This is a genomic window from Pseudomonas sp. GW821-FHT03E01, from assembly GCF_059420765.1.
The window spans coordinates 1-26,919 of record NZ_JBWKUI010000005.1 but is presented as its reverse complement, the minus strand read 5'-3'; the positions used below and the strand labels follow the sequence as shown (position 1 = coordinate 26,919).

The window sequence follows — 26,919 nt, the reverse complement described above, 5'->3', positions numbered from 1 at the left end:
TAGTACTTACTGTATTTGTGTCTTCAGTTTTAATACTACAATTTGTGTTTTGATGGTCGGAGTACCCCACGTATCGTGCCGCACATGGATAAATGGATTGAATTGGTCAAGGCCAAAATGAGTGAACTCAAAGTCACTCAGGAAATACTCGCCGAGCGCATCGGGATGTCCCAGGGTGGCGTCGGCCACTGGCTCAATAAACGTCGTCAGCCCGGCATCGCAGAGATGAATCGTGTCTTGCGGGCGCTCGGCATGGACTATCTGGAAGTGGCGATGGTGATCAGGGAGCCGCTGCCCTCAGAGGATGAGGAGATCTCCCTGGCGCAAAAGTACAACCCGTACTTTCGCTACCCGGTCAGTGACTGGCGGGAAACCGGGGAGGTGCGCGACGGCGAGCTATCGACCTACGGTACTTCGCTGGCTGTCAGCAAGCCACGTTTCGAGCTGTCCGATTACCACGCACAGGGCGCGGCGTTCTGGCTGGTGGTGGTCGGCGACGCGATGACCGCCCCTACGGGAGCGAGCATTGCCGAGGGCATGCTGATTCTGGTCGACCCGGCGATCGTGCCGGAGCCTGGCAAACTGGTGATCGCCCAATGGCCCGGCAGCGCCGAGGCGGTCTTTCGCAAACTGATCGAAGAGGGCGGGCAGCGTTACCTGGTCCCGCTCAATCCGACGTATCCGAAAGCCCTTTACACCGAGGAATGCCGAATCATCGGCGTGGTGGTTCAGGCGACTGCCAAATTCTAATCGGATCGGTCCTCGCAACGCGTAGGACCGATCTTCATTTCACGCTTGCTCCAACTCCACCAACGCACTGCCTTCGCTGACCATTTCGCCTTCCTGGCAATACAACGCCTTGATTACCCCGGTGTGGGGCGCGCGAATGCTGTGCTCCATCTTCATCGCTTCCAGCACCACCAGTTGCGCCCCGGCTTCGACCGTTTGCCCGGCCTCCACCAACACCCGCACGATGCTGCCGTTCATGGGCGCGGTAAGCCCGCCTTGATGGCTGTGACTGGCTTCGACGGCGCCGATCGGGTCATACGACTCGATGCGGCGCAGCTCGCCGTCCCATTGCAGATACAGCGCATCGCCACGGCGGATGGCCCGGTGCTGGCGGCGCAAACCGCTGTGCTCGGTCAGCAGGTATTCACCCTTGAGCCGTGCGGTATGCGCGTCGGCATCGCCCAGGGTCAGCGCCCGGTCTTGCCCTTCGCAACTCAAATGCAGGGTGATTTCTGTCGGCAACCCGGCACGGAAACCATTGTTGAAGGCCCACGGCGAACTCGGATCATCGGCGCGCAACACAGCCGGCTGACTTTGCGCAAACGCCTGGGCCGCCGCTTGCCAGAACTCATCACTGAGCGGCGAAGGTGCTGGCAGCAGTTGCTCCTGATAACGCGGAATGAACCCGGTATCCAGTTCGGCGGCGGCAAACGCCGGGTGGCCGATGATCCGGTGCAGGAAGTTGATGTTGGTCTTCAGCCCGCCAATGGCAAACTCCTCGAGCATGCTCAGCAATCGCAGCCGCGCCTGTTCACGGTCTTCGCCCCAGGCAATCAGCTTGCCAAGCATCGGGTCGTAGAACGGCGAAATCTCGTCGCCTTCTTCGACGCCACTGTCCACACGACGCCCCGGCCCTTCGGCGGATTCGCGGTACAACGCCAGGCGTCCGGTGGCCGGCAGAAAATCGTTGCCCGGGTCTTCGGCGTACAACCGCACTTCGATCGCATGGCCGATCAGCGGCACCTGATCCTGTGTCATCGGCAGCGCTTCGCCGCGGGCTACGCGAATCTGCCAGGCCACCAGGTCGAGGCCGGTAATGGCTTCGGTCACCGGGTGTTCGACTTGCAGGCGCGTGTTCATTTCCATGAAGAAGAACTCACCGCGCGCATCCAGCAAAAACTCCACGGTGCCGGCGCCCACATAGCCGATCGCTTGAGCCGAACGTACGGCGGCTTCGCCCATGGCCCGACGCAATTGCGGGGTCAGGCCTGGAGCGGGTGCTTCTTCGACGACTTTCTGATGCCGACGCTGAATCGAGCAGTCACGCTCGTTGAGGTACAGACAGTTGCCGTGCTGGTCGGCGAATACCTGGATTTCCACATGACGTGGCTTGAGCAGGTATTTCTCGACCAACATCCGCGAATCGCCGAACGACGATTGTGCTTCACGCTGCGCCGAGGCCAGGGCTTCGGCCAGTTGGCTGACGTCCTCGACCACTTTCATGCCCTTACCGCCGCCGCCCGCCGTGGCCTTGAGCAACACCGGATAACCGATGCGTTCGCAGGCATCGCAGAAGGTGTCGAGGTCTTGGGCTTCGCCGTGATAGCCGGGCACCAGCGGCACACCGGCGGTTTCCATCAAGGCTTTGGCCGCAGACTTGCTGCCCATGGCGTCGATGGCCGAGGCGGGCGGGCCGAGGAAGATCAGGCCAGCCGCCTCGATCGCCCGGGCGAACCCGGCGTTTTCCGAGAGAAAACCATAACCGGGATGAATCGCCTGAGCACCGCTGGCTTTCGCGGCGGCGATCAGTTTGTCGATTTGCAGGTAACTGTCGGCGGCTTTGCTGCCGCCCAGGTCGACGCGGATATCCGCTTCGCGGCTGTGCCGGGCGTCACGGTCGGTGGCGCTGTGCACGGCCACAGTGGTCAGGCCCAGAGCCTTGGCGGTGCGCATCACCCGGCAGGCGATTTCGCCACGGTTGGCCACCAGCAGGGTGGTGAGAACAGGTGCGCTCATCAACGCGGCTCCTTGAGGGTGATTTCGGCTTGCCAGGTGGGCGAACGTTTTTGCAGGAAGGCGCGCAGGCCTTCCTGGCCTTCCGGGCTGACGCGAATTCGGGCGATGGCATTCTCGGTGTAGCGGCGCAGCGCCGGAGTCAGCGCGCCGTTGCCGACTTCACGCAGCAGATCCTTGCTGGCGCGCATGGCTGCCGGGCTGTTGAGCAGTAGATTGTCGATCCACTGATCGACTTTCTGCTCCAGCTCAGCCATCGGATAGCTCTCCGACAACAGGCCGATTTCCCGTGCCCGTTGCCCGCCGAAACGTTCGGCAGTCAAGGCATAACGCCGCGCCGCGCGTTCGCCGATGGCTTGCACCACGAACGGGCTGATGACCGCTGGCGCCAGGCCGATGCGCACTTCCGACAGGCAGAACTGCGCGTCGTCGGCGCCAATCGCCATGTCGCAGCAACTGATCAGGCCCAGCGCGCCGCCAAACGCCGCGCCCTGCACCACGGCCAGCGTCGGGACTTTCAGTTTGGCGAGGTTGTACATCAACTCCGCCAGTTCCCGGGCGTCATCAAGGTTGGTGTGGTAATCGAGTTCGGCCGATTGCTGCATCCAGGCCAGATCGGCACCGGCGCTGAAATGCTTGCCGCGCCCACGGATCAGCAGAAAACGCAGGCTGGCATTGCTCGACACTTTGTCCAGCGCGAGGATCAGTTCGCGGATCATTTCGGCGTTGAACGCGTTGTTCTTTTCTTCTCGGCTGAGCCACAGGGTGGCAAAACCACGGGGATCGGTCTGCAGCTCAAGGGTATTGAAGTCGCTCATGGTTTTCTCCAGATCACATCCGGAACACGCCGAAGCGGCTCGGTTCGATGGGTGCGTTCAGCGACGCCGACAAGGCCAGGGCCAACACGTCGCGGGTCTGCGCCGGGTCAATGACGCCGTCGTCCCACAGCCGGGCGCTGGAGTAGTAGGGGTGCCCCTGTTCTTCGTACTGATCGAGGATCGGTTGCTTGATCTCGGCTTCCTGCTCGGCGCTGAAACGATGCCCGCTGCGCTCGGTTTGCTCGCGCTTGACCTGCACCAGCACACCCGCCGCCTGTTCGGCGCCCATCACGCCGATTCGCGCGTTCGGCCACATCCACAGGAAGCGTGGATCGTAGGCCCGGCCACACATGCCGTAGTTACCGGCGCCGAAGCTGCCGCCGATGATCACGGTGAACTTCGGCACCTTGGCACAAGCCACGGCGGTCACCAATTTCGCGCCGTGCTTGGCGATGCCGCCGGCCTCGTATTTCTGGCCGACCATGAACCCGGTGATGTTCTGCAGGAACAGCAACGGAATGCCGCGCTGGCAGGCCAGTTCGATGAAGTGCGCGCCTTTCTGTGCGGCCTCGGCGAAGAGGATGCCGTTGTTGGCGAGGATCGCGATCGGGTAGCCGTGCAGGTGGGCGAAGCCGCACACCAACGTCGTCCCGAACAGCGCCTTGAACTCATCGAACGCCGAGCCGTCCACCAGTCGTGAGATCACTTCGCGCACATCGAACGGTTGCTTGGCGTCGGCCGAGACCACGCCGTACAACTCGTCGCTGCTATACAGCGGCGCGATCGGCGTACGTTGTTGCAGTTCGCCGAGCTTGCGCCAGTTGAGGTTGGCCACGCTGCGCCGGGCCAATGCCAGGGCATGTTCATCGCTTTCGGCGTAGTGGTCGGCGACCCCGGAAATCTTGCAGTGCACATCGGCCCCGCCGAGGTCTTCGGCGCTGACCACTTCACCGGTCGCGGCTTTCACCAGCGGTGGGCCAGCGAGGAAGATGGTGGCCTGCTGACGAACCATGATCGCCTCGTCGGCCATCGCCGGAACGTAGGCGCCCCCGGCGGTGCAAGAGCCCATGACCACCGCAATTTGCGGAATGCCCATGGCGCTCATGTTGGCCTGGTTGAAGAAGATCCGCCCGAAGTGTTCGCGGTCCGGGAACACTTCATCCTGGCGCGGCAGGTTGGCTCCACCGGAGTCCACCAGATAAATGCACGGCAGGCGATTCTGCTGGGCGATGGTTTGCGCACGCAGGTGTTTTTTAACGGTCAGCGGGTAGTACGAGCCACCTTTCACGGTGGCATCGTTGGCGACGATCATGCATTCGACGCCTTCCACCCGGCCGATCCCGGCAATCACGCCAGCGGCGGGAACGTCTTCGCCGTACACCGCGTAGGCCGCCAGTTGGCTGATCTCGAGAAACGGCGAACCCGGATCGAGCAGGCGATTGATCCGCTCACGGGGCAGCAGTTTGCCCCGCGAGGTGTGACGTTCTTGCGCCTTCGGGCCACCACCTTGCTGCACTTGCGCGAGCAGGGTGTGCAGGGCGTCGACCTGTTTGAGCATCGCCGCGCTGTTAGCCGCGAACTCTGCCGAACGGGGGTTGAGCTGGGTATGCAGGATAGCCATGGACAGCTCCGTTTAGCGGGTTTCGTTGAACAGTTCGCGACCGATCAGCATGCGACGGATCTCACTGGTGCCGGCGCCGATTTCATACAGCTTGGCGTCACGCAGCAGACGACCGGCCGGGAATTCGTTGATGTAGCCGTTGCCGCCGAGAATCTGGATCGCGTCGAGGGCCATTTGCGTGGCGCGCTCGGCACTGTAGAGGATCACCCCGGCGGCGTCCTTGCGAGTGGTTTCGCCACGTTCGCAGGCCTGGGCCACGGCATACAGGTAAGCGCGGCTGGCATTGAGTTGGGTGTACATGTCGGCGACTTTGCCCTGGATCAGCTGGAATTCGCCGATGCTCTGGCCGAACTGTTTGCGGTCATGGATGTACGGCACGATCAGGTCCATGCAGGCCTGCATGATCCCGGTCGGGCCACCGGAAAGCACCACGCGCTCGTAGTCGAGGCCGCTCATCAGCACTTTCACGCCGCCATTGAGTACGCCGAGGATGTTTTCTTCCGGCACTTCGACGTCATCGAAGAACAGCTCGCAGGTGTTCGAGCCACGCATGCCGAGCTTGTCGAATTTGTTGCTGCGGCTGAAACCTTTCCAGTCGCGCTCGACGATGAACGCGGTGATGCCATGCGGGCCTTTTTCCAGGTCGGTCTTGGCGTAGATCACGTAGGTGTTGGCGTCAGGGCCGTTGGTGATCCAGGTCTTGCTGCCGTTGAGTACGTAGTGATCGCCGCGTTTGTCGGCGCGCAGCTTCATCGAGACCACGTCGGAACCGGCGTTCGGCTCGCTCATGGCCAGGGCACCGATGTGCTCGCCGCTGATCAGTTTCGGCAGGTATTTGCTTTTCTGTTCATGAGTGCCGTTGCGGTTGATCTGGTTGACGCAGAGGTTGGAGTGCGCGCCGTAGGACAGGGCGACCGACGCCGAACCGCGGCTGATTTCTTCCATGGCGACCACGTGCGCCAGATAACCCAGGCCCGCGCCGCCGTACTCTTCCGGCACGGTGATGCCCAGCAGGCCCATGTCGCCGAATTTACGCCACAGGTCGGCCGGGAACAGGTTGTCGATGTCGATCTGAGCGGCGCGCGGGGCGATCTCTTTGGCGACGAAGGACTGAACCTGATCGCGCAGCATGTCGATGGTTTCACCGAGGGCAAAGTTCAGGGATGGGTAGCTCATGGGGCACCTTTTGGCTTTTTTGTAGGGTGGGGAGGGCAGTGATTCAGCTCTCACCTTTACGTTAACGTAAGCCTGTGACGAATGGCTGTCAATCACCCTTTACGTTAACGTCAACTTGAGCGAGAGTAGAGCCAGTTCTGAAAGACTGTGGCGAGGGGGCTTGCCCCCGTTCGAGTGCGCAGCGCTCGCAGATCTTGGGTCCGCTGCGCGGCCCAACGGGGGCAAGCCCCTCGCCACACAAGCCGGCTCCTACAGGTCGCCGGTACAGCCCACTAATAAAGACAATAGGGGTCGTCATGGATCAACCCAGTGCAAACCCGCAGCGCAGCTATACCCGTGGTTCCCAGGACAAAGCCTTGCTGGCGATGACCATCGGCCAGGCGTTTGATAACACCGTCGCGCAATACCCGAACGGGGAGGCGCTGGTCGTGCGCCACCAACAGCTGCGTTACACCTGGCAGCAGCTGTCGGATGCTGTTGATCTGCACGCCAGAGCATTCCTGGCGCTGGGTTTGCAAACCGGTGACCGGCTCGGCATCTGGGCCCCGAACTGCGCCCAGTGGTGCATCAGCCAGTTCGCCAGTGCGAAAATCGGCGTGATCCTGGTCAACATCAACCCGGCTTATCGCAGTTCGGAACTCGAATACGTATTGAAGCAATCCGGCTGCCAATGGCTGGTTTGCGCCGGGGCCTTCAAGACCTCCGACTATCACGGCATGCTGCAAGGGTTGGTACCGGAATTGGCGGAGCAATCCATCGGCCGCTTGCAGAGCGAACGCCTGCCGGAACTGCGTGGGGTCATCAGCCTGGATGCGCAGCCACCCTCGGGTTTCCTGCCGTGGTCGCAATTGGCCGATCTGGCAGCCAGTGTGTCGATCGAGCCATTGCACGAACGCCAGGACAGCCTGCATTTCGACCAGGCGGTGAACATCCAGTACACCTCCGGCACCACCGGTTTCCCCAAGGGCGCGACCCTCAGCCACTACAACATTCTCAACAACGGTTACATGGTCGGCGAAAGCCTCGGCCTGACCGCCGATGATCGGCTGGTGATTCCGGTGCCGCTGTATCACTGCTTCGGCATGGTCATGGGCAACCTCGGCTGCGTCACCCACGGCAGCACCATGATTTACCCCAACGATGCCTTCGATCCGCTGTTGACCCTGACCACCGTCGCCGAAGAAAAAGCCACCGCGCTTTATGGCGTGCCGACCATGTTCATCGCCATGCTCGATCAGCCCAAGCGCGCCGAATTTGATTTGTCGAGCCTGCGCACCGGGATCATGGCCGGGGCGACGTGTCCGATCGAGGTGATGCGTCGGGTTATCGGCGAAATGCACATGAGCGAAGTGCAGATTGCCTACGGCATGACGGAAACCAGCCCCGTGTCTTTGCAGACCGGTCCGTCGGACGACCTGGAATTGCGCGTCACCACGGTCGGCCGCACCCAGCCGCAACTGGAAAGCAAGATCATCGACGAGGCGGGCAATCTGGTGCCACGCGGCACCATTGGCGAGCTGTGCACTCGGGGTTACAGCGTGATGCTCGGCTACTGGAAGAACCCGCAAGCCACCGCCGAGGCTATCGATGACGCTGGCTGGATGCACACCGGCGATCTGGCGAGCATGAACGAAGAGGGTTACGTGTGCATCGCCGGGCGTAACAAGGACATGATCATTCGCGGCGGTGAGAATATTTACCCGCGCGAACTTGAAGAGTTCTTCTTCACCCACCCGGCGGTTGCCGATGTGCAGGTGATCGGCATTCCTTGCTCCCGGTATGGCGAAGAGATTGTCGCCTGGATCAAATTTCATCCCGGCCACAGCGCCACCGAACAGGAGTTGCAGGCCTGGTGCAAGGAGCGTATCGCGCACTTCAAGACGCCGCGTTACTTCAAGTTCGTCGAGGAGTTTCCGATGACCGTGACCGGCAAGATCCAGAAGTTTCGGATGCGCGAGATCAGCATCGAGGAGCTGCGCAGCAAAAACGCCTGACACATAACCAGTGTGGGGGCGAGCCTGCTTCCACATGTGGGTCGAGAAAAATAGAAAGACAAGAAAGCACAAAGGGGAGCCGAAGCTCCCCTTTAATTTTGTCGTTACGTGCTCTTTTTTTATTATTGAGGGGCGGTCTGTTGTTGTTTTTGGCAACCGTGGCCCTTTACCGCTGTTTTTGTCGATCCCCATCCGGGATCAAGAGCAAACGTATTTTTTTGAGCGCTGATCTACTTTTTCGCCAAGCGATCCAACCAGTTCGGGAGCTACCTGAAGGTAGTTTTATTGTTCTCTGCCCGGTTGCGGGTTACTCCGAAAAGCACCCTGAAAAGCACACCTTCTCCAAAAAAATCTGTTAGCTGCGTCTCTGCCGTGTTGTTCTTGTTATGTCAGAGTCGTTACGTCTTATTTTTATTGGTTTGCAGCTTTTTATTCTTGTTATGCCATAGAGATAGCAGAAGCCATGCCAACTTTGAAAAGTCCTTTAAAATCAATGATTTGATTTTTTGTGAGATTTTTCACCCGTACCAAACCTGACAATTTGTTTCCGTGTTACTCGTTTCCGCCCCACGTGCCAGAACACGCGGTAACACCCGGACACATCCACACTGTCACTGTGCGCTGCGAGCCTTGGCCACGCGAGAACCGGTAGGGCGCCCCAGCACCGCGCAAATCTGCTGGCCGGCGCGAATCAAGGCGTCCAGGTCGATCCCGGTCTCGATGCCCAGGCCGTTGAGCAGGTAAACCACGTCTTCGGTGGCGACGTTACCGCTGGCGCCCTTGGCGTACGGGCAGCCGCCAAGGCCGGCGATGGAGCTGTCGAATACCGAAATGCCTTCCAGCAGGCTGGCGTAGATATTGGCCATGGCCTGGCCATAGGTGTCGTGGAAGTGCCCGGCCAGTTTTTCCCGTGGCACGTCGGCCGAAACCACTTCAAACATCTTGCGGGTCGCGCCAGCGGTGCCGATGCCGATGGTGTCTCCCAGCGAAACCTCGTAGCAGCCCATCGCATAGAGCTCGCGAGCGACCCGGGCGACTTGTGCAGGCTTGACATCACCCTCATAAGGGCAGCCCAGCACACAGGACACGTAACCGCGCACGCTGACGCCGTGTTGTTTGGCGGCGTCCATGATCGGCACGAAGCGCTCCAGGCTCTCGCTGATCGAGCAATTGATATTACGCTGGGAGAACGCTTCGGACGCTGCGGCGAACACCGCGACTTCCTTGACCCCGGCGGCGATAGCGTCTTCAAAGCCCCGCAGGTTGGGGGCGAGGGCGCCATAGGTCACCCCTGGTTTGCGCTGGATCTGCGCGAAGACCTCGGCGGAACCGGCCATTTGCGGCACCCATTTGGGCGAGACGAAACTGCCGACTTCTATATAGCCGAGGCCAGCGGCGGTGAGCGCATCGACCAGTTGCACCTTGTCCGCGACGCTGATGGGTTGGGCTTCGTTTTGCAGACCGTCGCGGGGGCCGACTTCGACCAGGCGTACGTGGGTGGGGAGGGACATGGGAATCGACCTGTTGAGATTGTATGAATGTTCACAGAGCCCTGTAGGAGCTGAGCTTGCTCGCGAAAGCGTTAGGTCAGTCGACATCCATGTTGAAGGACATACCGCTTTCGCGAGCAAGCTCAGCTCCTACACGAGCTGCTGGCTCTTGATCGTTTGCTCCAGCGCCTGGGTGCAGCGCTCCTCGGCTGTGTCGAGTTCCAGCTTCATCTGTTCGATGTCCAGCAGTTGCTGCTCGAGTTGTTCCCGACGTTCGGCAATTTTCGCCAGCATGCTGTGCAATTGCTTGGTGTTACCGCTGGAGGGGTCATAGAGCTCGATCAGCTCGCGGCATTCGGCCAGGGAAAAACCAATGCGCTTGCCCCGCAGGATCAGCTTCAGACTGACCTTGTCACGGGGCGAATAAATGCGTTCCTGACCGCGACGCTCGGGGCTGAGCAGGCCTTGCTCTTCATAGAAGCGAATGGCCCGGGTGGTGATGTCGAGCTCGCGGGCGAGGTCGGAAATGCTATAGGTCTGGCTGCTCATGGAAGCGCTCGAAAAAGGTCATGGCGCTAAGCTAATGTCAGGTTGACGTTTACGTCAAGGGGCATGAATTGTCTGTGTAGTGACGGGCCTCTTCGCGGGCAAGCCTCGCTCCTACAGGTTTGGTGTCGATCATTTAATCGTGGTTCGACGCTAACCTTGTAGGAGCGAGGCTTGCCCGCGAAGAACAATGACACGGATTAACGTCCTACACCGTATCCAGCTTCTTCTCGTGCGCCGTGACCTGCTGGCACAACTCGATCATCTGCTCGCGCATCCAGCGGTTGGCCGGGTCCTGGTCGGTGCTTTCGTGCCAGTAGAGGTGGGTTTCCACCGGCGGAACTTCTTTGACCGGCAGGTTCACCGAGTACAAATCATGGCGACGGGCGAAGCGTTCCGGCACGGTCATGACCATGTCGGTCTGCTGTAACACCTGGGACGCCATCAGGTAATGCTGGGAGCGCAGGGCGATCTTGCGCTGGATGCCCATTTTGCCCAGGGCCAGGTCGACATAGCCCAGGCCGCTGCGGCGGCTGGAGATATGGATGTGGGTCAGGGACAGGTAATCGTCGAGGGTGAATTTCTCTTTGCCCGCCAGCGGATGGCCCTTGCGCATGGCGCACACATAACGGTCTTCCATCAACTTGACGTGGCGCACCTGCGGGTCGGTGTTGAGCGGCGCATCCACCGCGAAATCCAGGCGCCCGGCCGCCAGTTCCTTGGTGGTTTCGCGGCGTTTGGACAGGAAACTTTCGATGATCACCGTCGGCGCCAGGCGGCGCAGGCGCTGGAACAATGGCGGGAGGATCACCGCTTCGGTGAGGTCGGTCATGCTGATGCGGTAGGTCTTGACCGCCTGCAACGGGTTGAAGATGCGGCTTTCCTGCACCGACACCCGCAGCAGGGAGAGGGCGTTACGCACGGGGCCGATGATGTTCTGCGCCATCGGTGTGGGCACCATGCCCTGGGCGGTGCGCACGAAAAGCGGGTCGTTGAAGGTTTCGCGCAGGCGGGCCAGAGCGTTCGACACCGCCGGTTGAGTAATGCCGACGATCTGCCCGGCGCGGGTCAGGTTGGCTTCGGTGTAGATCGCGTCGAAGACGATGAAAAGGTTGAGGTCGACCTTGCTCAGATTCATGCGCTGCACTCTTGTTATCAGGGGCGTCTTGATCGGACCCGAGGGCCTTGGCAATCAGCCGATCATATATCGGTGATGAATGTTAATACACGCCGAGAATAGGTTAGGTAAATTTTCGTAGCTGTTCTAGCATCGATTGCATGACCTGAACAACTCCTCTGAACCCCTGTTAAAAAGGTAGAGCTGCCATGGATTTCGCTTATTCGCCCAAGGTCCAGGAACTGCGTGAGCGCGTGACTGCGTTCATGGACACCTACGTTTATCCCGCCGAAGCGGTGTTCGAACGCCAGGTCGCCGAGGGCGATCGCTGGCAGCCGACGGCGATCATGGAAGAACTCAAACTCAAGGCCAAGGCCGAAGGCCTGTGGAATTTGTTTCTGCCTGAGTCTGAACTGGGTGCCGGCCTGACCAACCTCGAATACGCGCCATTGGCGGAAATCATGGGTCGCTCATTGCTGGGCCCTGAGCCGTTCAACTGCTCGGCGCCCGACACCGGCAACATGGAAGTGCTGGTGCGTTACGCCAACGAAGAGCAGAAGCAATGCTGGCTCGAACCGCTGTTGCGCGGCGAGATCCGCTCGGCGTTCGCCATGACCGAGCCGGACGTGGCCTCGTCCGACGCCACCAACATGGCTGCCCGTGCCGTGCGTGATGGCGATGAGTGGGTGATCAACGGCAAGAAATGGTGGACTTCAGGGGCCTGCGATCCGCGCTGCAAGATCCTGATCTTCATGGGCCTGAGCAATCCGGATGCACCACGCCACGCTCAGCACTCGATGATTCTGGTGCCGGTGGATACGCCGGGCGTGAAGATTGTGCGTCCGCTGCCGGTGTTCGGTTACGACGACGCGCCTCACGGCCACGCCGAAGTGCTATTCGAGAACGTCCGGGTGCCGTACGAAAACGTCCTGTTGGGCGAAGGACGCGGCTTCGAAATCGCCCAGGGTCGCCTCGGCCCGGGCCGGATTCACCACTGCATGCGTTCGATCGGCATGGCTGAACGTGCGCTGGAGCTGATGTGCAAACGGGCGGTCAACCGCACTGCATTCGGTAAACCTCTGGCGCGTCTGGGCGGCAACATTGACAAAATCGCCGACTCGCGGATGGAGATCGACATGGCGCGACTGCTGACGTTGAAAGCGGCGTACATGATGGACACCGTCGGCAACAAAGTGGCGAAGAGCGAGATCGCGCAGATCAAAGTGGTTGCACCGAACGTGGCGTTACGGGTGATCGACCGGGCGATCCAGATCCATGGCGGGGCAGGGGTGTCCAACGATTTCCCGCTGGCCTACATGTATGCCATGCAACGCACCCTGCGCCTGGCCGACGGCCCGGACGAAGTGCACCGCGCGGCGATTGGCAAGTTCGAGATCGGCAAGTACGTGCCTAAGGAAATGATGCGCAGCGGGCACTGAGACCTGTGGCGAGGGGGCTTGCCCCCGTTCGGCTGCGCAGCAGTCGTAAATTGTACACCGCGTCTTTCCAGGAAAAATGCGGTGGCCGGTTTGAGGCCCGCTTCGCAGTCCAACGGGGGCAAGCCCCCTCGCCACAGTAGGCCCCCAAGCCACAATGTTTGGTGCTTACTTCAATACACCCAAACCTCAACCCGCCGATTCTTGATCCGCCCTTCATCCCCGCTGTTGGCCGCCACCGGCATCTCGGCGCCAAAACCGCGAATTTCGCGAAACACCACGCCGCTTTTCACCAGTTCTCGCCGCACCGCCATGGCCCGCAGTTTCGACAGCAGGTCGGCCCGCGCGGGGTCGCTCTTGGCATCGCCAAACCCTACCAGCGTCACCTGCCGATTGGCTTTGTCGTGCTGCCTTATATAGTCGAGCACCCGCGACAGGTCCTGGCGGGCCTTGTTGTCCAGCGTCGCGCTGCCTTCTTCGAAACGAAAATTCACCGTCAGCCGCTGGGCATGCCGACTGAGTGCCTGATAACCCTCGGGCATCAGCGCATTCGGTGTGACCGCCATGGCCTGAACGGTCTGCGCGATAAAACCGTTAGCCGCGACAATCGCCTGGCCTTTGCTGCTTTGGGCGAACTTGACCAAGGCCTTGGCCCAGGGATTTTTCCCGTTCGGCGGCAGGTAAAAGAACAGCCGACGGGACAGCGGGTAATCTTCCGTCGCGATCAGGCTATTGAGCGGCAGCATGGCCTGGGAGTCACCATCGACAATGGCCGCGGCTTTGGCCTGGCGCACATAAGGCAAACCGATGAAGCCGATGGCTTGCGGGTCCAGACTCACCGCGTCGGACAATTGCTCACTGGATTCGAAGCGTTTCGCGTTGCCGCTCAGCATTTTCCCACGCGGGCTGAGGACCAACTCCTTGAACGTGTCGTAGGTGCCCGATTGGTCATCCCGCGCGTAGAGATGAATCGTCCCACCGGTGCCGCCGAGCTCTTCCCAGGTTTTCGTTTCGCCGCTGAAAATTCGCGCCAGTTGCTCGGTGTTGAGCTGCTTCAGCGGATTGTGCGGATGAAGGATGATGGCCAGCCCGTCGATGGCGATGACTTGTTCGGCAACCGGGCTTTTCAGGTCGCCCAGCGGTTCGAGATCCAGTCGTTCGCTGTCCTTGATCGGCCGTGACGAGGCCGCAAGATCGGCGGAGGCGATTTTCAGGGCTTTGAATCCGGTGCTGGAACCGTGGGCCGCGACTTCCACCTCCACTCGGCGGCCCTGAGCGGTTTCTCCGACGATGCGTTGTTCGTTGGCTTTGTCCGGGGCTTCGCGGTGCACCTTGAGCAGGCCCTGTTCATGCATCAACCCCTCGACCAGCGCCGGCCCCAACGCCGCGCCAATGGTGTTGGAACCCTGGATGCGCAGCACCGGGCCGCGTTCGGGCGTCGGCAGATCACCGGCCGATACTGTCAACGGCAGCACGGCGCCGAGCAGCAGGAACAACACGCGCAGGGACATGCCGGCACCTTAATAAGCCAAAGAAAGTGCCGGGAGAATAAGTCAGTAAGGTTTCTGAACGATGACAGTGATTATTCCCACGCGGAGCGTGGGAATAATCAGCAAAACGTTATCAGCTCAACTCAAGCCAGATCGGCGCGTGATCGGAAGGCTTTTCCATTGCGCGCAGTTCGTAATCCACGCCTGCGTCCTTGACCCGAGGCAACAACCCGTTGGACGCCATGATCAGGTCAATCCGCAGCCCACGCTTGGGCTCATCTTCAAAACCGCGGCTGCGGTAGTCGAACCAGCTGAAACGGTCGGCAACCTCCGGGTTCAGGTGACGGAAACTGTCCACCAGACCCCAGTTCTTCAGGCGTGCCATCCATTCGCGTTCTTCGGGCAGGAAGCTGCATTTGCCGGTTTTCAGCCAGCGTTTCATGTTATCCGGGCCAATGCCGATGTCGCAGTCTTCCGGGGAAATGTTCACATCGCCCATCACCACGATCGGCTGGTCGTTGCTGAACTGGCTTTCCAGCAATTGCTGCAAATCGCTGTAGAAACGTTCCTTGGCCGGGAACTTGGTGGGGTGATCGCGGCTTTCGCCCTGTGGGAAATAGCCGTTCATGATGGTCACCGGCACGCCATTGGCGTCGGCGAACGTGCCCCAGATAAAGCGCCGTTGAGCGTCTTCTTCATCAGTGGCGAAACCTTTGTGCAGCGCAATCGGCTCCTGGCGCGAGAGCAGGGCCACGCCGTAGTGACTCTTCTGGCCGTGGAAATACACGTGATACCCCAGCGCCTGCACCTCGGCCAGGGGAAACTGGTCGTCGTGGACCTTGGTTTCCTGCAACCCGATCACGTCCGGCTGATGCTTTTCGATCAGCGCCGCCAGCTGATGCGGGCGAGCGCGCAGCCCGTTGATGTTGAAGGAGACGATCTTCATGGTCGGCAGTCCTGGCAAAAGTGCGATGCTAGCTGACATGTAGGAATGGGGCCAGCTTTGGGGTGAGGGGATTCGTTGTGTCCTGTCAGAGATGTGTTGGCAGATCCGGCCTCTTCGCGGGCAAGCCCGGTCGATGAAGCTCCTCGCTTGGTCTATACCTGTCTGGGGAACTGTGAAGCCACCCCAAGGCTCGTACCAAGAAGAGCGCAGCCATCTGAGCTGTGCCCCAGGGAGATCCGCCGTTATGCCCGAAACCTCGACCGCCATCGCCGATATTCACATGCTCGACAGCGGCTATTCCCGCGAAGCGCGTTCCCTGTTGTACCAGGCGTACCGGCACGAGCCGACGTTCGGCTACCTGTTCGAAGCCGAACGCCCCGGTTATGAACAGCGAGTCCGGGCGACGGTGCGCGAACTGATCAAACAGCACTTTCTGCAGGATTTGCCGGCCATCGGCCTGCTGGTGAATGACCGCTTGATCGGCATCGCCCTGATCGCGCCGCCGCAACGCCGCCTGGGCATCACCGAAAGCTGGGCCTGGCGCCTGCGGATGGTGCTCAGCACCGGGTTTCGCTGTACCCGACGCTACCTCGATTACCACGCCGCCGTGATGGCGTGCGTGCCGTCCGACTCGGTGCACGTCCTGCCATTGCTGGGGGTTCACCCGCAATTCCAGGGCAAGCACTTTGGCGAACAGTTGCTGCAAGCGGTGCACAACTGGTGCGCAGTCGATGAGCACTCCCAAGGCGTGATCCTCGACACCGGGAATCCTCGCTATCTGGAGTTCTATAAGCGTCAGGGCTATGAGGAAATCGGCGAAGTGGCCGTAGGACCGATTCGTGAGCACGTGTTTTTCCACGCCAACCCGCAGGTGTTACAAACAGCAACAGCGTAATCGCCGAACTTATGGGACAAGTCCGGCTCTATCAGGCTCCCAAGCTCGTGATAGCATCCGCGCCTATGAATGTTCCAGGAAGAATCACCAGCGGCCTGTTGATGCTGTTATCCAGCTGCGCGGCGCTGGCGCAAAGTGAATTGGATGTGCGGATCAAACCGTCCAACGATGAACTGAAGGCCAATATAGAGGGCTATATCGGTAGCCTCGGCGATCGCGATGAAGAAGCCTTGCTGCGCTTCAGTCGCGGCGCCGAAGAACAGGCGCGCAAGGCCGCCCAGGCCTTGGGGTATTACCAGCCGCAAATCGACAGCGACGTGAAGGGCGGCAAGACGCCGCGCCTGGTGCTGAACATCGATCCCGGCGAGCCGATCCATTTGCGCAACGTCACGATACGTGTCGACGGTCCTGCCGCCTCGCTCAAATCCTTTCGTGTGCCCAAAAGCGACCTGCTAATGCCAGGCGCGGTGCTTAACCATGGCCGTTACGAAGACGCCAAGCGGCTGATCCAGAACCAGGCCTCGCGTTTCGGCTTCTTCAGTGGGCGCTTCACTCGCCAGAAGCTGCTGGTGGACCCGCGCGCGGGCGTCGCCGATATCGAATTGATCTACGACAGCGGCCCGCGTTATGCGCTGGGCAAAGTCAGTTTTGAAGGCGACACGCCGTTCGACGAAGACCTGCTGCAACGCATGGTGCCGTTCAAGGCCGGTACGCCCTATGACTCGGAACTGATCGCCGAACTCAATCAGGCGCTGCAATCGAGCGGTTATTTCGAAGGCGTGCGCGTCGACGCGGCGCCAACGGCCTCCAAGGACGACGTGATCCCGGTGGCGGTCAAACTCGACACCCGCAAGCCTCGGACCATGGGCTTGGGTCTGGGGTTTTCCACCGACGTCGGCCCGCGAATCAAGGCCAACTGGACCCGGCACTGGGTCAACCCGCAAGGCGACAGCTATGGCTGGGAAGCCGAACTGTCGGCACCACGGCAGAACGTCGGGGTGTTTTACGACATTCCCCTGGACCCACCGCTGACCGACAAACTGCGCTGGGCCGCTGGCTATCAATATGAAGATATCGCTGGCACCGACTCCCGCAGCAAATTGCTGACCCTTGGCCCCGAATGGCACAGCAAGTTGCCCAGCGGCTGGCAGCGGGTGGTGTCGCTTAAATGGCAACGCGAGGAATACACACTCGGTGACGACTCGGGGCTCAGTACCTTGCTAATGCCCGGCGTGAGCTATTCGTACCTGAAAAGCGACAACCGCATCGATCCGCATAATGGCTATCGCCTGCAATTCGAAACCAAGGTGGCCAAGGAAGGATTGGGTTCGGACACCAACCTGGTGTATGGCACGGCACTGGTCAAAGGCCTGACCACGGTCTTCGATAAACACCGCTTCCTCGGTCGGGTGCAGGTCGGCGGCAGCGCCACCAACGGTTACAAATCGGTGCCGCCGTCTCTGCGCTTCTTTGCCGGTGGTGATCAGAGCGTGCGCGGTTACGACTACCAGAGCCTGTCCCCGGAGAACTCCGATGGCGACCGTATCGGTGGCCGTTACATGGTGGCCGGCAGCGTCGAGTATCAATACTCCATCGCCGAAAAATGGCGGGTCGCAACCTTCATCGACCAGGGCAACTCCTTCAACACCCTCGAACTGCCGAACCTGAAGACCGGCGTCGGTATTGGCGTGCGCTGGGTTTCGCCGGTAGGGCCGATTCGCCTCGACCTGGCCCACGCGATGGACGACGACGGCGGCATTCGACTGCACTTTTCCATGGGGCCTGAGCTGTGAAGCGTGGTTTGAAAATAGCGCTGCTGGCGATCCCGGCGCTGCTGATGCTGGTCGTGCTGGCCTTGATCATCGTGCTGGGTACGGCGACGGGCAGTCGCTGGGCGCTCGGGTTTGTGCCGGGTTTGACCGTGGAGAATTTCCAGGGCCGTTTGGGTGGACAGTGGAGCGCCGACCATCTGCTGTGGCAGCAGGACAACAGCCGGGTTGAGCTGAACCAGGCGATTTTCGCCTGGTCGCCGCTGTGCCTGACGCGCATGACGCTGTGCATCGAGCAATTGCAGGCTGAGCAGGTCAGCCTGCAATTTCCGCCAGGCGCAGAAGAGCAAAGCAGCGGGCCGATCAGCCTTCCGGACTTGAAGTTGCCGCTGGCCATCGAGTTGGGTGACGTCAAGGTCGGCCGTTTGCTGTTCAATGGCAGCGAAGAGCTCAAAGGCCTGCAACTGGCGGCGCACTGGACCGAACAGGGTTTGAAGATCGACTCGGTGCACTTGCAGCGGGATGAACTGAGCCTGAACCTGTCTGGCCTGTTGCAACCGATCGGCAACTGGCCGCTGACCGCCGAAGGCAAGCTGACCTTGCCGGCGCCGGGCACCGAACCCTGGGCACTGGCTTTGAAGGTCGACGGCGATCTGCTGAAAACCTTGAACCTGAAAGCCGACAGCAGCGGTTACCTGAACGGGCAGTTGACTGGCGAATTGCAGCCACTGGTGGAAAACCTGCCGGCAAAAGTGCGCATCACCGCTGACGGCTTCAAGGCCAGCGCCGAGCTGCCGGACACCCTGCAACTCAATCAACTGGAACTCACCGGCGATGGCGACCTGAAAAACGGCTACCAGTTGCTCGGCAAAGCCACGTTGCCTGCCGAACTTGGCCCGGTCGCGTTGTCGCTGCAAGGCAAGGTTGACGCCAAGGGCGCGCAAATCGCGGGTCTCGACCTGACCGCCAATGACAAACAAAGCCTCAAGCTCACCGGGCAACTGGACTGGAGCAAAGGCTTCAGTGCCGAAGCGAAAATCGACTGGCTGGATTTCCCCTGGCACCGCCTCTATCCGCTGATCGACGAGCCGCAAGTGGCACTGCGCAGCTTCAACGGTGAAGTCTCCTACACCGACGGCAACTACATCGGTAACTTCAAGGCCGCACTGGATGGTCCGGCCGGGGCGTTCAGCCTGAACAGCCCGTTCAGCGGCGACCTGAGCCAAATCCATCTGCCGCAATTCAAGCTCGAAGCCGGGCAGGGCAAGGCCGAAGGGCACCTGAACCTGCAATTTGCCGACGGCATCGCCTGGGATACCGCGCTGGACCTCTCGGCGATCAACCCGGCGTACTGGCTCGCGGAGTTGCCGGGTACCTTGGCGGGTCCGTTACGCAGCAAAGGCGAGATGAAGAATGAAAGGCTCAGCCTGACCGCCGACCTGGACCTGAAAGGCAAACTGCGCGGGCAGCCGGCGGTGTTGCAAGCCAAGGCTGATGGCGGCGGCGAGCAATGGAACCTCAGCGCGTTGCAGATTCGCCTGGGTGACAACAGCATCAATGGCCAAGGCAGCCTGCAACAGAAACTCGCCGGCCAGATCGACATCAAAATGCCGCGCCTCGCCCAACTCTGGCCGCAACTGCGCGGCCAGCTCAATGGTCGGGTCAATGTCGCCGGCACGCTCAAGGCACCGCAAGGCAAGCTCGCCCTGCAAGGCACGCAACTGGTTTTCGAAGACAACCGCCTGCAAAGCCTCAATCTGGATGCCACCCTCGACAGTGCCCAACGGGCGAAGATCGACCTCAAGGGCAGCGGCATTCAGACCGGCGACACGTCACTGGGCACCTTGACCGCCAGCGGCCAGGGCGACATCAAAAACCAGAAGCTGACCCTCGACCTGCAAGGACCGAAACTGAAACTGGCGCTCGGTCTTGACGGCGCGTTGGATAAAGGTAACTGGCGCGGGCGTCTGGCCAGTGGCGATATCCAGGCCGGTGGTCAGGACTGGAAGCTGCAAAACCCGGCCAGACTCGAACGGCTGGCGGACGGCAAAATCAACTTCGGTGCCCATTGCTGGATGTCCGGCCCGGCCAGCCTGTGTGGCGAAGACCAGCGCTTGATGCCGGAGCCAAAGCTGCGTTACCACCTCAAGCAGTTCCCGATCGACAGCCTGGCGCAATGGCTGCCGAAGGATTTTGCCTGGCAGGGCCGGCTCAACGCCGACCTGCAACTGGACTTGCCGGCCAGCGGCCCGAACGGCCAGATCAGCGTCGATGCCAGCGGTGGCACATTGCGCATGAAGGAAAAGGACCAGTGGCTGGACTTCCCGTACCAGACCCTGAAACTCACCAGCAAACTCACGCCAAAACGCATCGACACCGACCTCAGCTTCGTCGGTGGCAAGCTTGGTGAGCTGATGCTGCAGGCGCAGATCAACCCGTTGCCGAAGAACAAACCGCTGACCGGCTCATTCCGCCTCAATGGCCTGGATTTGTCGGTGGCGCGGCCGTTTGTGCCGATGGTCGAGAAACTCACCGGGCATTTGAACGGCAGCGGCACGCTGTCTGGCGGGTTGCTGGCGCCGCTGGTCAACGGCAACCTTGAGCTGCGCGACGGTGAAATCTCCGGGCCGGAACTGCCGATGGCGCTCCAGGCCCTGCAACTTCAAGCGGTGATTGCCGGCGAAACCGTACAGCTGAACGGCGGCTGGAAAAGCGGCAAGGCCGGGCAGGGCACTCTCAATGGCAATATCGCCTGGGGCCAGGCGCTGGTGGTGGACCTGGCGCTCAAGGGCTCGCAGTTGCCGGTCACCGTCGAACCCTACGCCGCGCTGGAAGTCGCGCCGGACCTGAAAATCTCCATGAAGGACGACAAACTCGCAATCGTCGGCAAAGTGCTGGTGCCCAAGGGCGAAATCACCGTGCGTGAGCTGCCGCCGTCGACGGTCAAGGTCTCCGATGACACGGTGATCGTCGGCCAGCAGACCGAAGAGGGCAAGCCGCCGATGGCCATGGCGATGGACATCGACGTGGTGGTCGGGGAAGACAAACTCAGCTTTGCCGGCTTCGGCCTGACCGCCAACCTGCAAGGTCATGTGCACATCGGCGACAACATGGACACACGCGGCGAGCTCTGGCTCAACGACGGGCGTTATCGCGCCTACGGCCAGCGCCTGACGGTGCGCCGGGCCCGCCTGTTGTTTGCCGGTCCCATCGATCAGCCGTACCTGGACATCGAAGCGATTCGCCAGACCGACGACGTGATTGCCGGCATTCGCTTGAGCGGCAGTGCCGAACAGCCGACCACGCAGATTTTTTCCGAGCCGGCGATGAGTCAGGAGCAGGCGTTGTCCTACCTGGTGCTGGGGCGTCCGCTGAGTACCACCGGTGAAGACAACAACATGCTCGCCCAGGCCGCCCTCGGCTTGGGTTTGATGGGCAGCTCCGGGGTCACTAGCGGGTTGGCCAAGGATCTGGGCATTCAGGACTTCCAGCTCGATACCCAAGGCAGCGGCAATACCACCAGTGTGGTGGCCAGCGGCAACATCTCCGAGAAGCTCAGCCTGCGTTATGGCGTAGGCGTGTTTGAACCGGCCAACACCATCGCCTTGCGTTACAAGCTGAGCAAAAAAGTCTACCTCGAAGCCGCCAGCGGCGTGGCCAGTTCGCTGGACATCTTCTACAAGCGGGATTTCTAACCCCCTGCGCGATCCCTGTGGTGAGGGGGCTTGCCCCCGTTGGGCCGCGCAGCGGCCCCAAAACTTGCCATTTCATTCCTTCTGAAACCCTGCAAATCGAAAAGCGACGACTGCTTCGCAGCCGAACGGGGCGGTGCGGCGTTCCGACAAGCCCCCTCGCCACAGAGATTTGTGGTGGTCGGTCGTGCGCCTTTTATCAGTCGAATACAAAGCATCCTAACTATTGCGTTGACATTGGCTGCCTAAGCAGTAATATCTCGACATACATTCACTGCCTAGGCAGCTAATTGGTGGTCCGATGAAACATTTCTCCTCATACGATTTCCATAATTGCCATCTCGGCCTCTTGCTCGGACGCGCCGCGCTGCTCAAGGACCGGATCATCGACACTCACATGGAACCCCACGGCATCACCGCCGCGCAGTTCAAAGTGTTGATCATCATGGCCCAGTTCGGCGTCGATACCCCGGCCGAGCTGTGCCGCCACCTGTCGCTGGACAGTGGTTCGATGACCCGCATGCTCGATCGTCTGGAACAGAAAGGTTTCCTCGCCCGCCAACGCTCCGAAGCAGACCGCCGTCAGGTGCAACTGGTGCTGACCGAACAAGGTCAACAGTTGACTGACCGTCTGCCGGAAATCGGCGCCGATGCCATGAATGAACTGGCCGGGGCCATCACCCCGGAAGAATTGAAAGCCCTGGAACACATCCTGAAGAAAATCCTGGTAGCGGCGGGTGACTCGATCACCTTGCTGCGGGTAGGTGGCAATGAACAGTAAACGCCTGCGTACCGGACTGAGCCTGGTGCTGTTGGCCATGAGCGTCGCCGGTTGCGCCAGTTACAGTGGCCTGAGCACCGAAGGTGTCAGCCTCGATGCGAAGAACCTCAAGGCCGGGCAGTCGCTCAATGGCGTGACCCTGACACCCGCCGCATGGCCGAAAAGCGACTGGTGGAAAAGCCTCGGCGACCCGCAGCTCGACGGCCTGATCCGCGAAGCCCTGCACGACAGCCCCGACATGCAAATCGCCGACGCCCGCGCTCACCAGGCCAGTGCTGCCGCCTACGCCGCCGATGCTGCACGGATGCCCACCCTCGATGCCAATGCCGGTGTCAGCCGTTCGCGTCTGGCCCGCGACAAAGACCCGAGCGGGCAGGGTGGCACTTACTCCACCGTGCGTAATCTCGGCGCCAGCTTCAATTACACCTTCGATCTCTGGGGCGGCCAGCGCGATGCCTGGGAAGCCGCGTTGGGCCAGGCCCGCGCCGCCGAAGTCGATCAGCAGGCCGCGCAACTGACCTTGTCCGCCGACGTCGCCCGTGCCTACAGCGATCTGGGGCAGGCGCACATCATCCATGACCTGGCCAGCGAAGACCTCAAGCGCACCAAACAAATGCTCGACCTCAGCCAGCGTCGCCTGAGCTCGGGGATCGACAGTCAGTACCAGTTCCAGCAAACCGAAAGCCTTGAAGCCAGCGCCGAAGCCAGCCTGATCGACGCCGAGAAACGCCTGCAAAGCGCGAAAATCGCCTTGGCGGTGCTGCTGGGCAAAGGCCCGGATCGCGGCAACGAAATCGCCCGGCCGAAAGTCCTTCAGGCCAGCGCCGTTGCATTGCCGTCGGTATTGCCGGCCGAACTGCTCGGTCGTCGTCCCGACCTCGTGGCCGCGCGCTGGCGGGTCGAGGCCGCGAGCAAGAACATCGCCGCTGGCAAAACACAGTTCTATCCCAACTTGAACTTGAGCGCGGCGGCGGGTGCCGAATCTTTACTGGGCGATGCGATGTTTGGATCGGCGAGCCGTTTCTTCAACATCGCGCCGACGATCTCGGTGCCGATTTTCGACGGCGGCCGCCTGCGTGCCAACCTCGATTCCCGCGACGCCGATTACGACCTCGCGGTGGCGCAGTACAACAAAAGCCTGGTGAAAGCTTTAGGCGATGTCAGCGACACCATCAACCAGTTGCACGATATCGGCCGGCAAATCGGTGCCCAGCAACACGCCACCGACATCGCCCGGGATTCTTACAACACCGTGGTCCAGCGCTACGGTTCCGGCATCGGCAACTACCTCGACGTGCTCAGCATCGAGCAGCAGTTGCTCCAGGCCCAGCGTCAGCTGGCCAACCTGAATGCCGAGCAGATCGACCTGTCGATTCAACTGATGCAAGCGCTGGGTGGCGGATTTCAGGGCGACACCCTGACCGCCGCCAACGCAACCCCAGCCACGCAGCACAACTAATTCAAGGTACTCGTCATGGCCACTGTCGATACAACTCAAGCCCCTGACAACGCTCAAGACACGAGCAACCCGCGCAAGCGCAAAGTGATGCTGTTTGTCCTGACCATCATGGTGATCCTCGCCGGAGCCGGCGTCTGGGGTTATCACCAATTCTTCGGCCGCTGGAGCGAAAGCACCGATGACGCCTACGTGAACGGCAACGTGGTGGAAATCACGCCGCTGGTCACCGGCACCGTGGTCAGCATCGGCGCTGACGATGGCGATTTGGTCCATGAAGGCCAGGTGCTGATCAACTTCGATCCGAACGACGCCGAAGTCGGTCTGCAAAGCGCCCAGGCCAACCTGGCCCGCACTGTGCGCCAGGTGCGCGGTTTGTACAGTGACGTCGACGGCATGAAAGCCCAGGTCAATGCGCAGCAGGCCGAAGTGCAAAAGGCTCAGGAGAACTTCAATCGGCGGAAAAACCTCGCTGCCGGCGGGGCGATTTCCCAGGAAGAGCTGTCCCACGCCCGTGATGACCTGACCTCGGCGCAGAACGCCCTGGCCAACGCCCAACAACAGCTCAAGACCACCAGCGCGCTGGTCGATGACACAGTGGTGTCGTCGCACCCGGACGTGATGGCCGCCGCTGCGCAAGTGCGTCAGGCGTACCTGAACAATGCCCGCAGCACCTTGATCGCGCCGGTCACCGGTTATGTCGCCAAACGTACCGTGCAACTCGGTCAGCGTGTCCAGCCGGGCACCGCGCTGATGGCGGTGATTCCGCTGGATCAGCTGTGGATCGACGCGAACTTCAAGGAAACCCAACTGCGTGACATGCGCATCGGGCAGCCGGTGGACATTGAAGCCGATCTCTACGGTAGCAACGTCAAATACAGCGGCACCATCGACAGCCTCGGTGCCGGGACCGGCAGCGCGTTTGCCTTGCTGCCGGCGCAGAACGCCACCGGTAACTGGATCAAGATCGTGCAGCGGGTGCCGGTGCGGATTCACGTCAATGCCGAAGAACTGGCCAAGCACCCGTTGCGGGTCGGCCTGTCGACTCAGGTCGAGGTGAACCTGCGCGACCAGAGCGGTCCGGTGCTGGCGCAGCAGCCACCGCAAAAGGCTTCGTTCAGTACCAATGTGTATGACCGTCAGCTGGTCGAGGCCGACGCGATGATCACCCAATTGATCCACGATAACAGCGCCGCGGTCAGCAAAACCGCGCACCGCTGATTCGCCATCACACCGACCCTGTGGGAGCGAGCTCCCTCTCCACAAAGCTCACTCCCACAAGGTCAGCTGCGTCAGTGACAGGCGCTGTGCCAATCCCGCTCCAAAAAAATCAGCTCCAAAGGATTCGCGATGAGCCATAACGCCTCTTTCTCGCCGCCCAGCCTGGTGCTCAGCACCATCGGCCTGTCGCTGGCGACGTTCATGCAAGTGCTCGACACCACCATCGCCAACGTGGCTTTGCCGACGATTTCCGGCAACCTGGGCGTGAGTTCGGAGCAGGGCACCTGGGTGATCACCTCGTTTGCCGTGAGCAACGCCATCGCGCTGCCGCTGACGGGTTGGCTCAGCCGGCGCTTTGGTGAGGTGAAACTGTTTCTCTGGGCGACGATGCTGTTCGTGCTGGCGTCGTTTCTGTGCGGTATCTCGACTTCGATGCCGGAGCTGATCGGCTTTCGGGTACTGCAAGGCCTGGTGGCCGGGCCGTTGTACCCCATGACCCAGACGCTGTTGATCGCGGTCTATCCGCCCGCCAGGCGCGGCATGGCCCTGGCGTTGCTGGCGATGGTCACGGTGGTGGCGCCGATTGCCGGTCCGATCCTCGGTGGCTGGATTACCGACAGCTACAGCTGGCCGTGGATCTTCTTCATCAACGTGCCGATCGGGGTTTTCGCCGTGATGGTGGTGCGCCAGCAACTCAAGGCGCGTCCTGTGGAGACCAGTTACCAGCCGATGGATTACGTGGGTCTGATCACCTTGATCATTGGCGTTGGCGCATTGCAGGTGATTCTCGACAAGGGCAATGACCTGGACTGGTTCGAGTCGAACTTCATCATCATCGGCGCGGCTATTTCGGTGATTGCGCTGGCAGTGTTCGTGATCTGGGAAATGACCGACAAACACCCGGTGGTCAACCTGCGGCTGTTCGCCTACCGCAACTTCCGCATCGGCACCATCGTGCTGGTGGGCGGATACGCCGGGTTCTTCGGCATCAACCTGATCCTGCCGCAATGGCTGCAAACCCAGATGGGCTACACCGCCACCTGGGCTGGCCTGGCGGTGGCACCGATCGGCATTTTGCCGGTGGTGTTGTCGCCGTTTGTCGGTAGGTACGCGCACAAATTCGACCTGCGATTGCTGGCCGGTGGCGCGTTCCTGTGCATCGGTTTGAGTTGTTTCATGCGCGCCGGGTTTACCAACGAAGTGGACTTCCAGCACATCGCCCTGGTGCAGCTGTTCATGGGCATTGGCGTGGCGCTGTTCTTCATGCCGACCTTGAGCATTTTGATGTCGGACCTGCCGCCGAGCCAGATTGCCGACGGCGCGGGGCTGGCGACCTTCCTGCGGACCCTGGGCGGTAGTTTTGCGGCGTCGTTGACCACCTGGATCTGGATTCGCCGGGCCGATCAGCACCATGCGTATCTGAGTGAAAGCATCACCACCTATGAGCCGGCAACCCGGGAGGCGTTGAACACGCTGGGCGGGGCGGGCAACCCGGCCTACGCGCAACTGGATCATGTACTGACCAGCCAGGCGTACATGCTCTCCACCGTGGATTACTTCACGTTGCTGGGGTGGGCGTTCATGGGCTTGATTCTGCTGGTATGGCTGGCGAAACCGCCGTTTGCGGCGAAGGCGGGGCCGGCTGCTTCCGGCCACTGAGTGACCTCTTGTAGGAGCGAGGCTTGCCCGCGAAGGCGGCGTGTCAGTCTACGTAAATATTGATTGACAC

19 protein-coding genes are annotated in these 26,919 nt (G+C 61.0%); 10 read left to right on the top strand and 9 right to left on the bottom strand.

What is annotated here, in order from left to right; translation table 11 throughout:
- The first annotated feature begins 84 nt into the window (after window positions 1–84).
- Window positions 85–750 carry a LexA family protein gene (locus tag AC07VO_RS09840; RefSeq protein WP_018925457.1) on the top strand — a complete coding sequence of 222 codons (666 nt, stop codon included), beginning with the start codon at window positions 85–87 and terminating at the stop codon, window positions 748–750.
- A gap of 39 nt (window positions 751–789) precedes the next feature.
- Here AC07VO_RS09840 and AC07VO_RS09835 read toward each other — a convergent pair whose 3' ends face one another.
- From AC07VO_RS09835 to AC07VO_RS09820, 4 genes are read right to left on the bottom strand one after another with little or no spacing between them, the layout of a single operon-like run.
- Window positions 790–2,745, bottom strand: a complete 1,956-nt coding sequence (locus AC07VO_RS09835) for an acetyl/propionyl/methylcrotonyl-CoA carboxylase subunit alpha (protein ID WP_086945011.1) — start codon at window positions 2,743–2,745, stop codon at window positions 790–792.
- Window positions 2,745–3,560 carry a gamma-carboxygeranoyl-CoA hydratase gene (locus AC07VO_RS09830; RefSeq protein WP_086945010.1) on the bottom strand — a complete coding sequence of 272 codons (816 nt, stop codon included), beginning with the start codon at window positions 3,558–3,560 and terminating at the stop codon, window positions 2,745–2,747. Before AC07VO_RS09830 ends, AC07VO_RS09835 begins: the two co-directional genes overlap by 1 nt.
- Before the next feature lie 13 nt (window positions 3,561–3,573).
- A complete protein-coding gene (locus tag AC07VO_RS09825; RefSeq protein ID WP_086945009.1) occupies window positions 3,574–5,181 on the bottom strand; it encodes a carboxyl transferase domain-containing protein in 1,608 nt (535 codons plus the stop codon).
- Between the two features lie 12 nt (window positions 5,182–5,193).
- On the bottom strand, window positions 5,194–6,357 hold the full coding sequence (locus tag AC07VO_RS09820; RefSeq protein ID WP_007940933.1) for an isovaleryl-CoA dehydrogenase: 1,164 nt from the start codon (window positions 6,355–6,357) through the stop codon (window positions 5,194–5,196).
- Window positions 6,358–6,653: 296 nt separating this feature from the next.
- On the opposite strand from AC07VO_RS09820, the gene AC07VO_RS09815 reads away from it, so the two are divergent.
- The gene (locus AC07VO_RS09815) at window positions 6,654–8,351 is read left to right on the top strand and encodes an AMP-binding protein (RefSeq protein WP_086945007.1); all 1,698 of its coding nucleotides are present in this window, start codon (window positions 6,654–6,656) and stop codon (window positions 8,349–8,351) included.
- Window positions 8,352–8,962: 611 nt separating this feature from the next.
- Here AC07VO_RS09815 and AC07VO_RS09810 read toward each other — a convergent pair.
- The 3 genes from AC07VO_RS09810 to AC07VO_RS09800 form a co-directional block, all read right to left on the bottom strand.
- Window positions 8,963–9,862: a hydroxymethylglutaryl-CoA lyase gene (locus AC07VO_RS09810; RefSeq protein ID WP_086945006.1), complete on the bottom strand. Its 900-nt coding sequence runs from the start codon at window positions 9,860–9,862 to the stop codon at window positions 8,963–8,965.
- A 129-nt stretch (window positions 9,863–9,991) separates the two neighbouring features.
- On the bottom strand, window positions 9,992–10,390 hold the full coding sequence (locus AC07VO_RS09805; RefSeq protein ID WP_007904077.1) for a MerR family transcriptional regulator: 399 nt from the start codon (window positions 10,388–10,390) through the stop codon (window positions 9,992–9,994).
- A 205-nt stretch (window positions 10,391–10,595) separates the two neighbouring features.
- Entirely contained in the window at window positions 10,596–11,525 is a 930-nt protein-coding gene (locus AC07VO_RS09800; protein WP_018925462.1) for a LysR family transcriptional regulator, read from the bottom strand.
- Between the two features lie 188 nt (window positions 11,526–11,713).
- On the opposite strand from AC07VO_RS09800, the gene AC07VO_RS09795 reads away from it, so the two are divergent.
- Window positions 11,714–12,943, top strand: a complete 1,230-nt coding sequence (locus tag AC07VO_RS09795) for an acyl-CoA dehydrogenase (protein WP_086945005.1) — start codon at window positions 11,714–11,716, stop codon at window positions 12,941–12,943.
- Between the two features lie 170 nt (window positions 12,944–13,113).
- On the opposite strand, the gene AC07VO_RS09790 is transcribed toward AC07VO_RS09795, so the two are convergent.
- Window positions 13,114–14,451, bottom strand: a complete 1,338-nt coding sequence (locus AC07VO_RS09790; RefSeq protein ID WP_086945004.1) for a substrate-binding domain-containing protein — start codon at window positions 14,449–14,451, stop codon at window positions 13,114–13,116.
- A 112-nt stretch (window positions 14,452–14,563) separates the two neighbouring features.
- Window positions 14,564–15,376 (bottom strand): exodeoxyribonuclease III, encoded by an 813-nt coding sequence (xthA, locus tag AC07VO_RS09785; protein WP_018925465.1) that lies wholly within the window; start codon window positions 15,374–15,376, stop codon window positions 14,564–14,566.
- Between the two features lie 244 nt (window positions 15,377–15,620).
- On the opposite strand from xthA, the gene AC07VO_RS09780 reads away from it, so the two are divergent.
- From AC07VO_RS09780 to AC07VO_RS09750, 7 genes are all read left to right on the top strand, one after another.
- Complete coding sequence (locus AC07VO_RS09780; protein ID WP_018925466.1) at window positions 15,621–16,271, top strand: GNAT family N-acetyltransferase; 651 nt, start codon at window positions 15,621–15,623, stop codon at window positions 16,269–16,271.
- Window positions 16,272–16,336: 65 nt separating this feature from the next.
- On the top strand, window positions 16,337–18,064 hold the full coding sequence (locus AC07VO_RS09775; protein WP_207238872.1) for an autotransporter assembly complex protein TamA: 1,728 nt from the start codon (window positions 16,337–16,339) through the stop codon (window positions 18,062–18,064).
- Window positions 18,061–21,735, top strand: a complete 3,675-nt coding sequence (locus AC07VO_RS09770) for a translocation/assembly module TamB domain-containing protein (RefSeq protein ID WP_086945002.1) — start codon at window positions 18,061–18,063, stop codon at window positions 21,733–21,735. The genes AC07VO_RS09775 and AC07VO_RS09770 overlap by 4 nt, the downstream gene beginning before the upstream one ends.
- A gap of 298 nt (window positions 21,736–22,033) precedes the next feature.
- Complete coding sequence (locus AC07VO_RS09765; RefSeq protein ID WP_018925477.1) at window positions 22,034–22,513, top strand: MarR family winged helix-turn-helix transcriptional regulator; 480 nt, start codon at window positions 22,034–22,036, stop codon at window positions 22,511–22,513.
- Window positions 22,503–23,972: an efflux transporter outer membrane subunit gene (locus tag AC07VO_RS09760; RefSeq protein WP_086945001.1), complete on the top strand. Its 1,470-nt coding sequence runs from the start codon at window positions 22,503–22,505 to the stop codon at window positions 23,970–23,972. The genes AC07VO_RS09765 and AC07VO_RS09760 overlap by 11 nt, the downstream gene beginning before the upstream one ends.
- Before the next feature lie 15 nt (window positions 23,973–23,987).
- Complete coding sequence (locus tag AC07VO_RS09755) at window positions 23,988–25,190, top strand: HlyD family secretion protein (RefSeq protein ID WP_086945000.1); 1,203 nt, start codon at window positions 23,988–23,990, stop codon at window positions 25,188–25,190.
- Between the two features lie 129 nt (window positions 25,191–25,319).
- The gene (locus AC07VO_RS09750; protein ID WP_018925480.1) at window positions 25,320–26,849 is read left to right on the top strand and encodes a DHA2 family efflux MFS transporter permease subunit; all 1,530 of its coding nucleotides are present in this window, start codon (window positions 25,320–25,322) and stop codon (window positions 26,847–26,849) included.
- The last annotated feature ends 70 nt before the right edge of the window (window positions 26,850–26,919 follow it).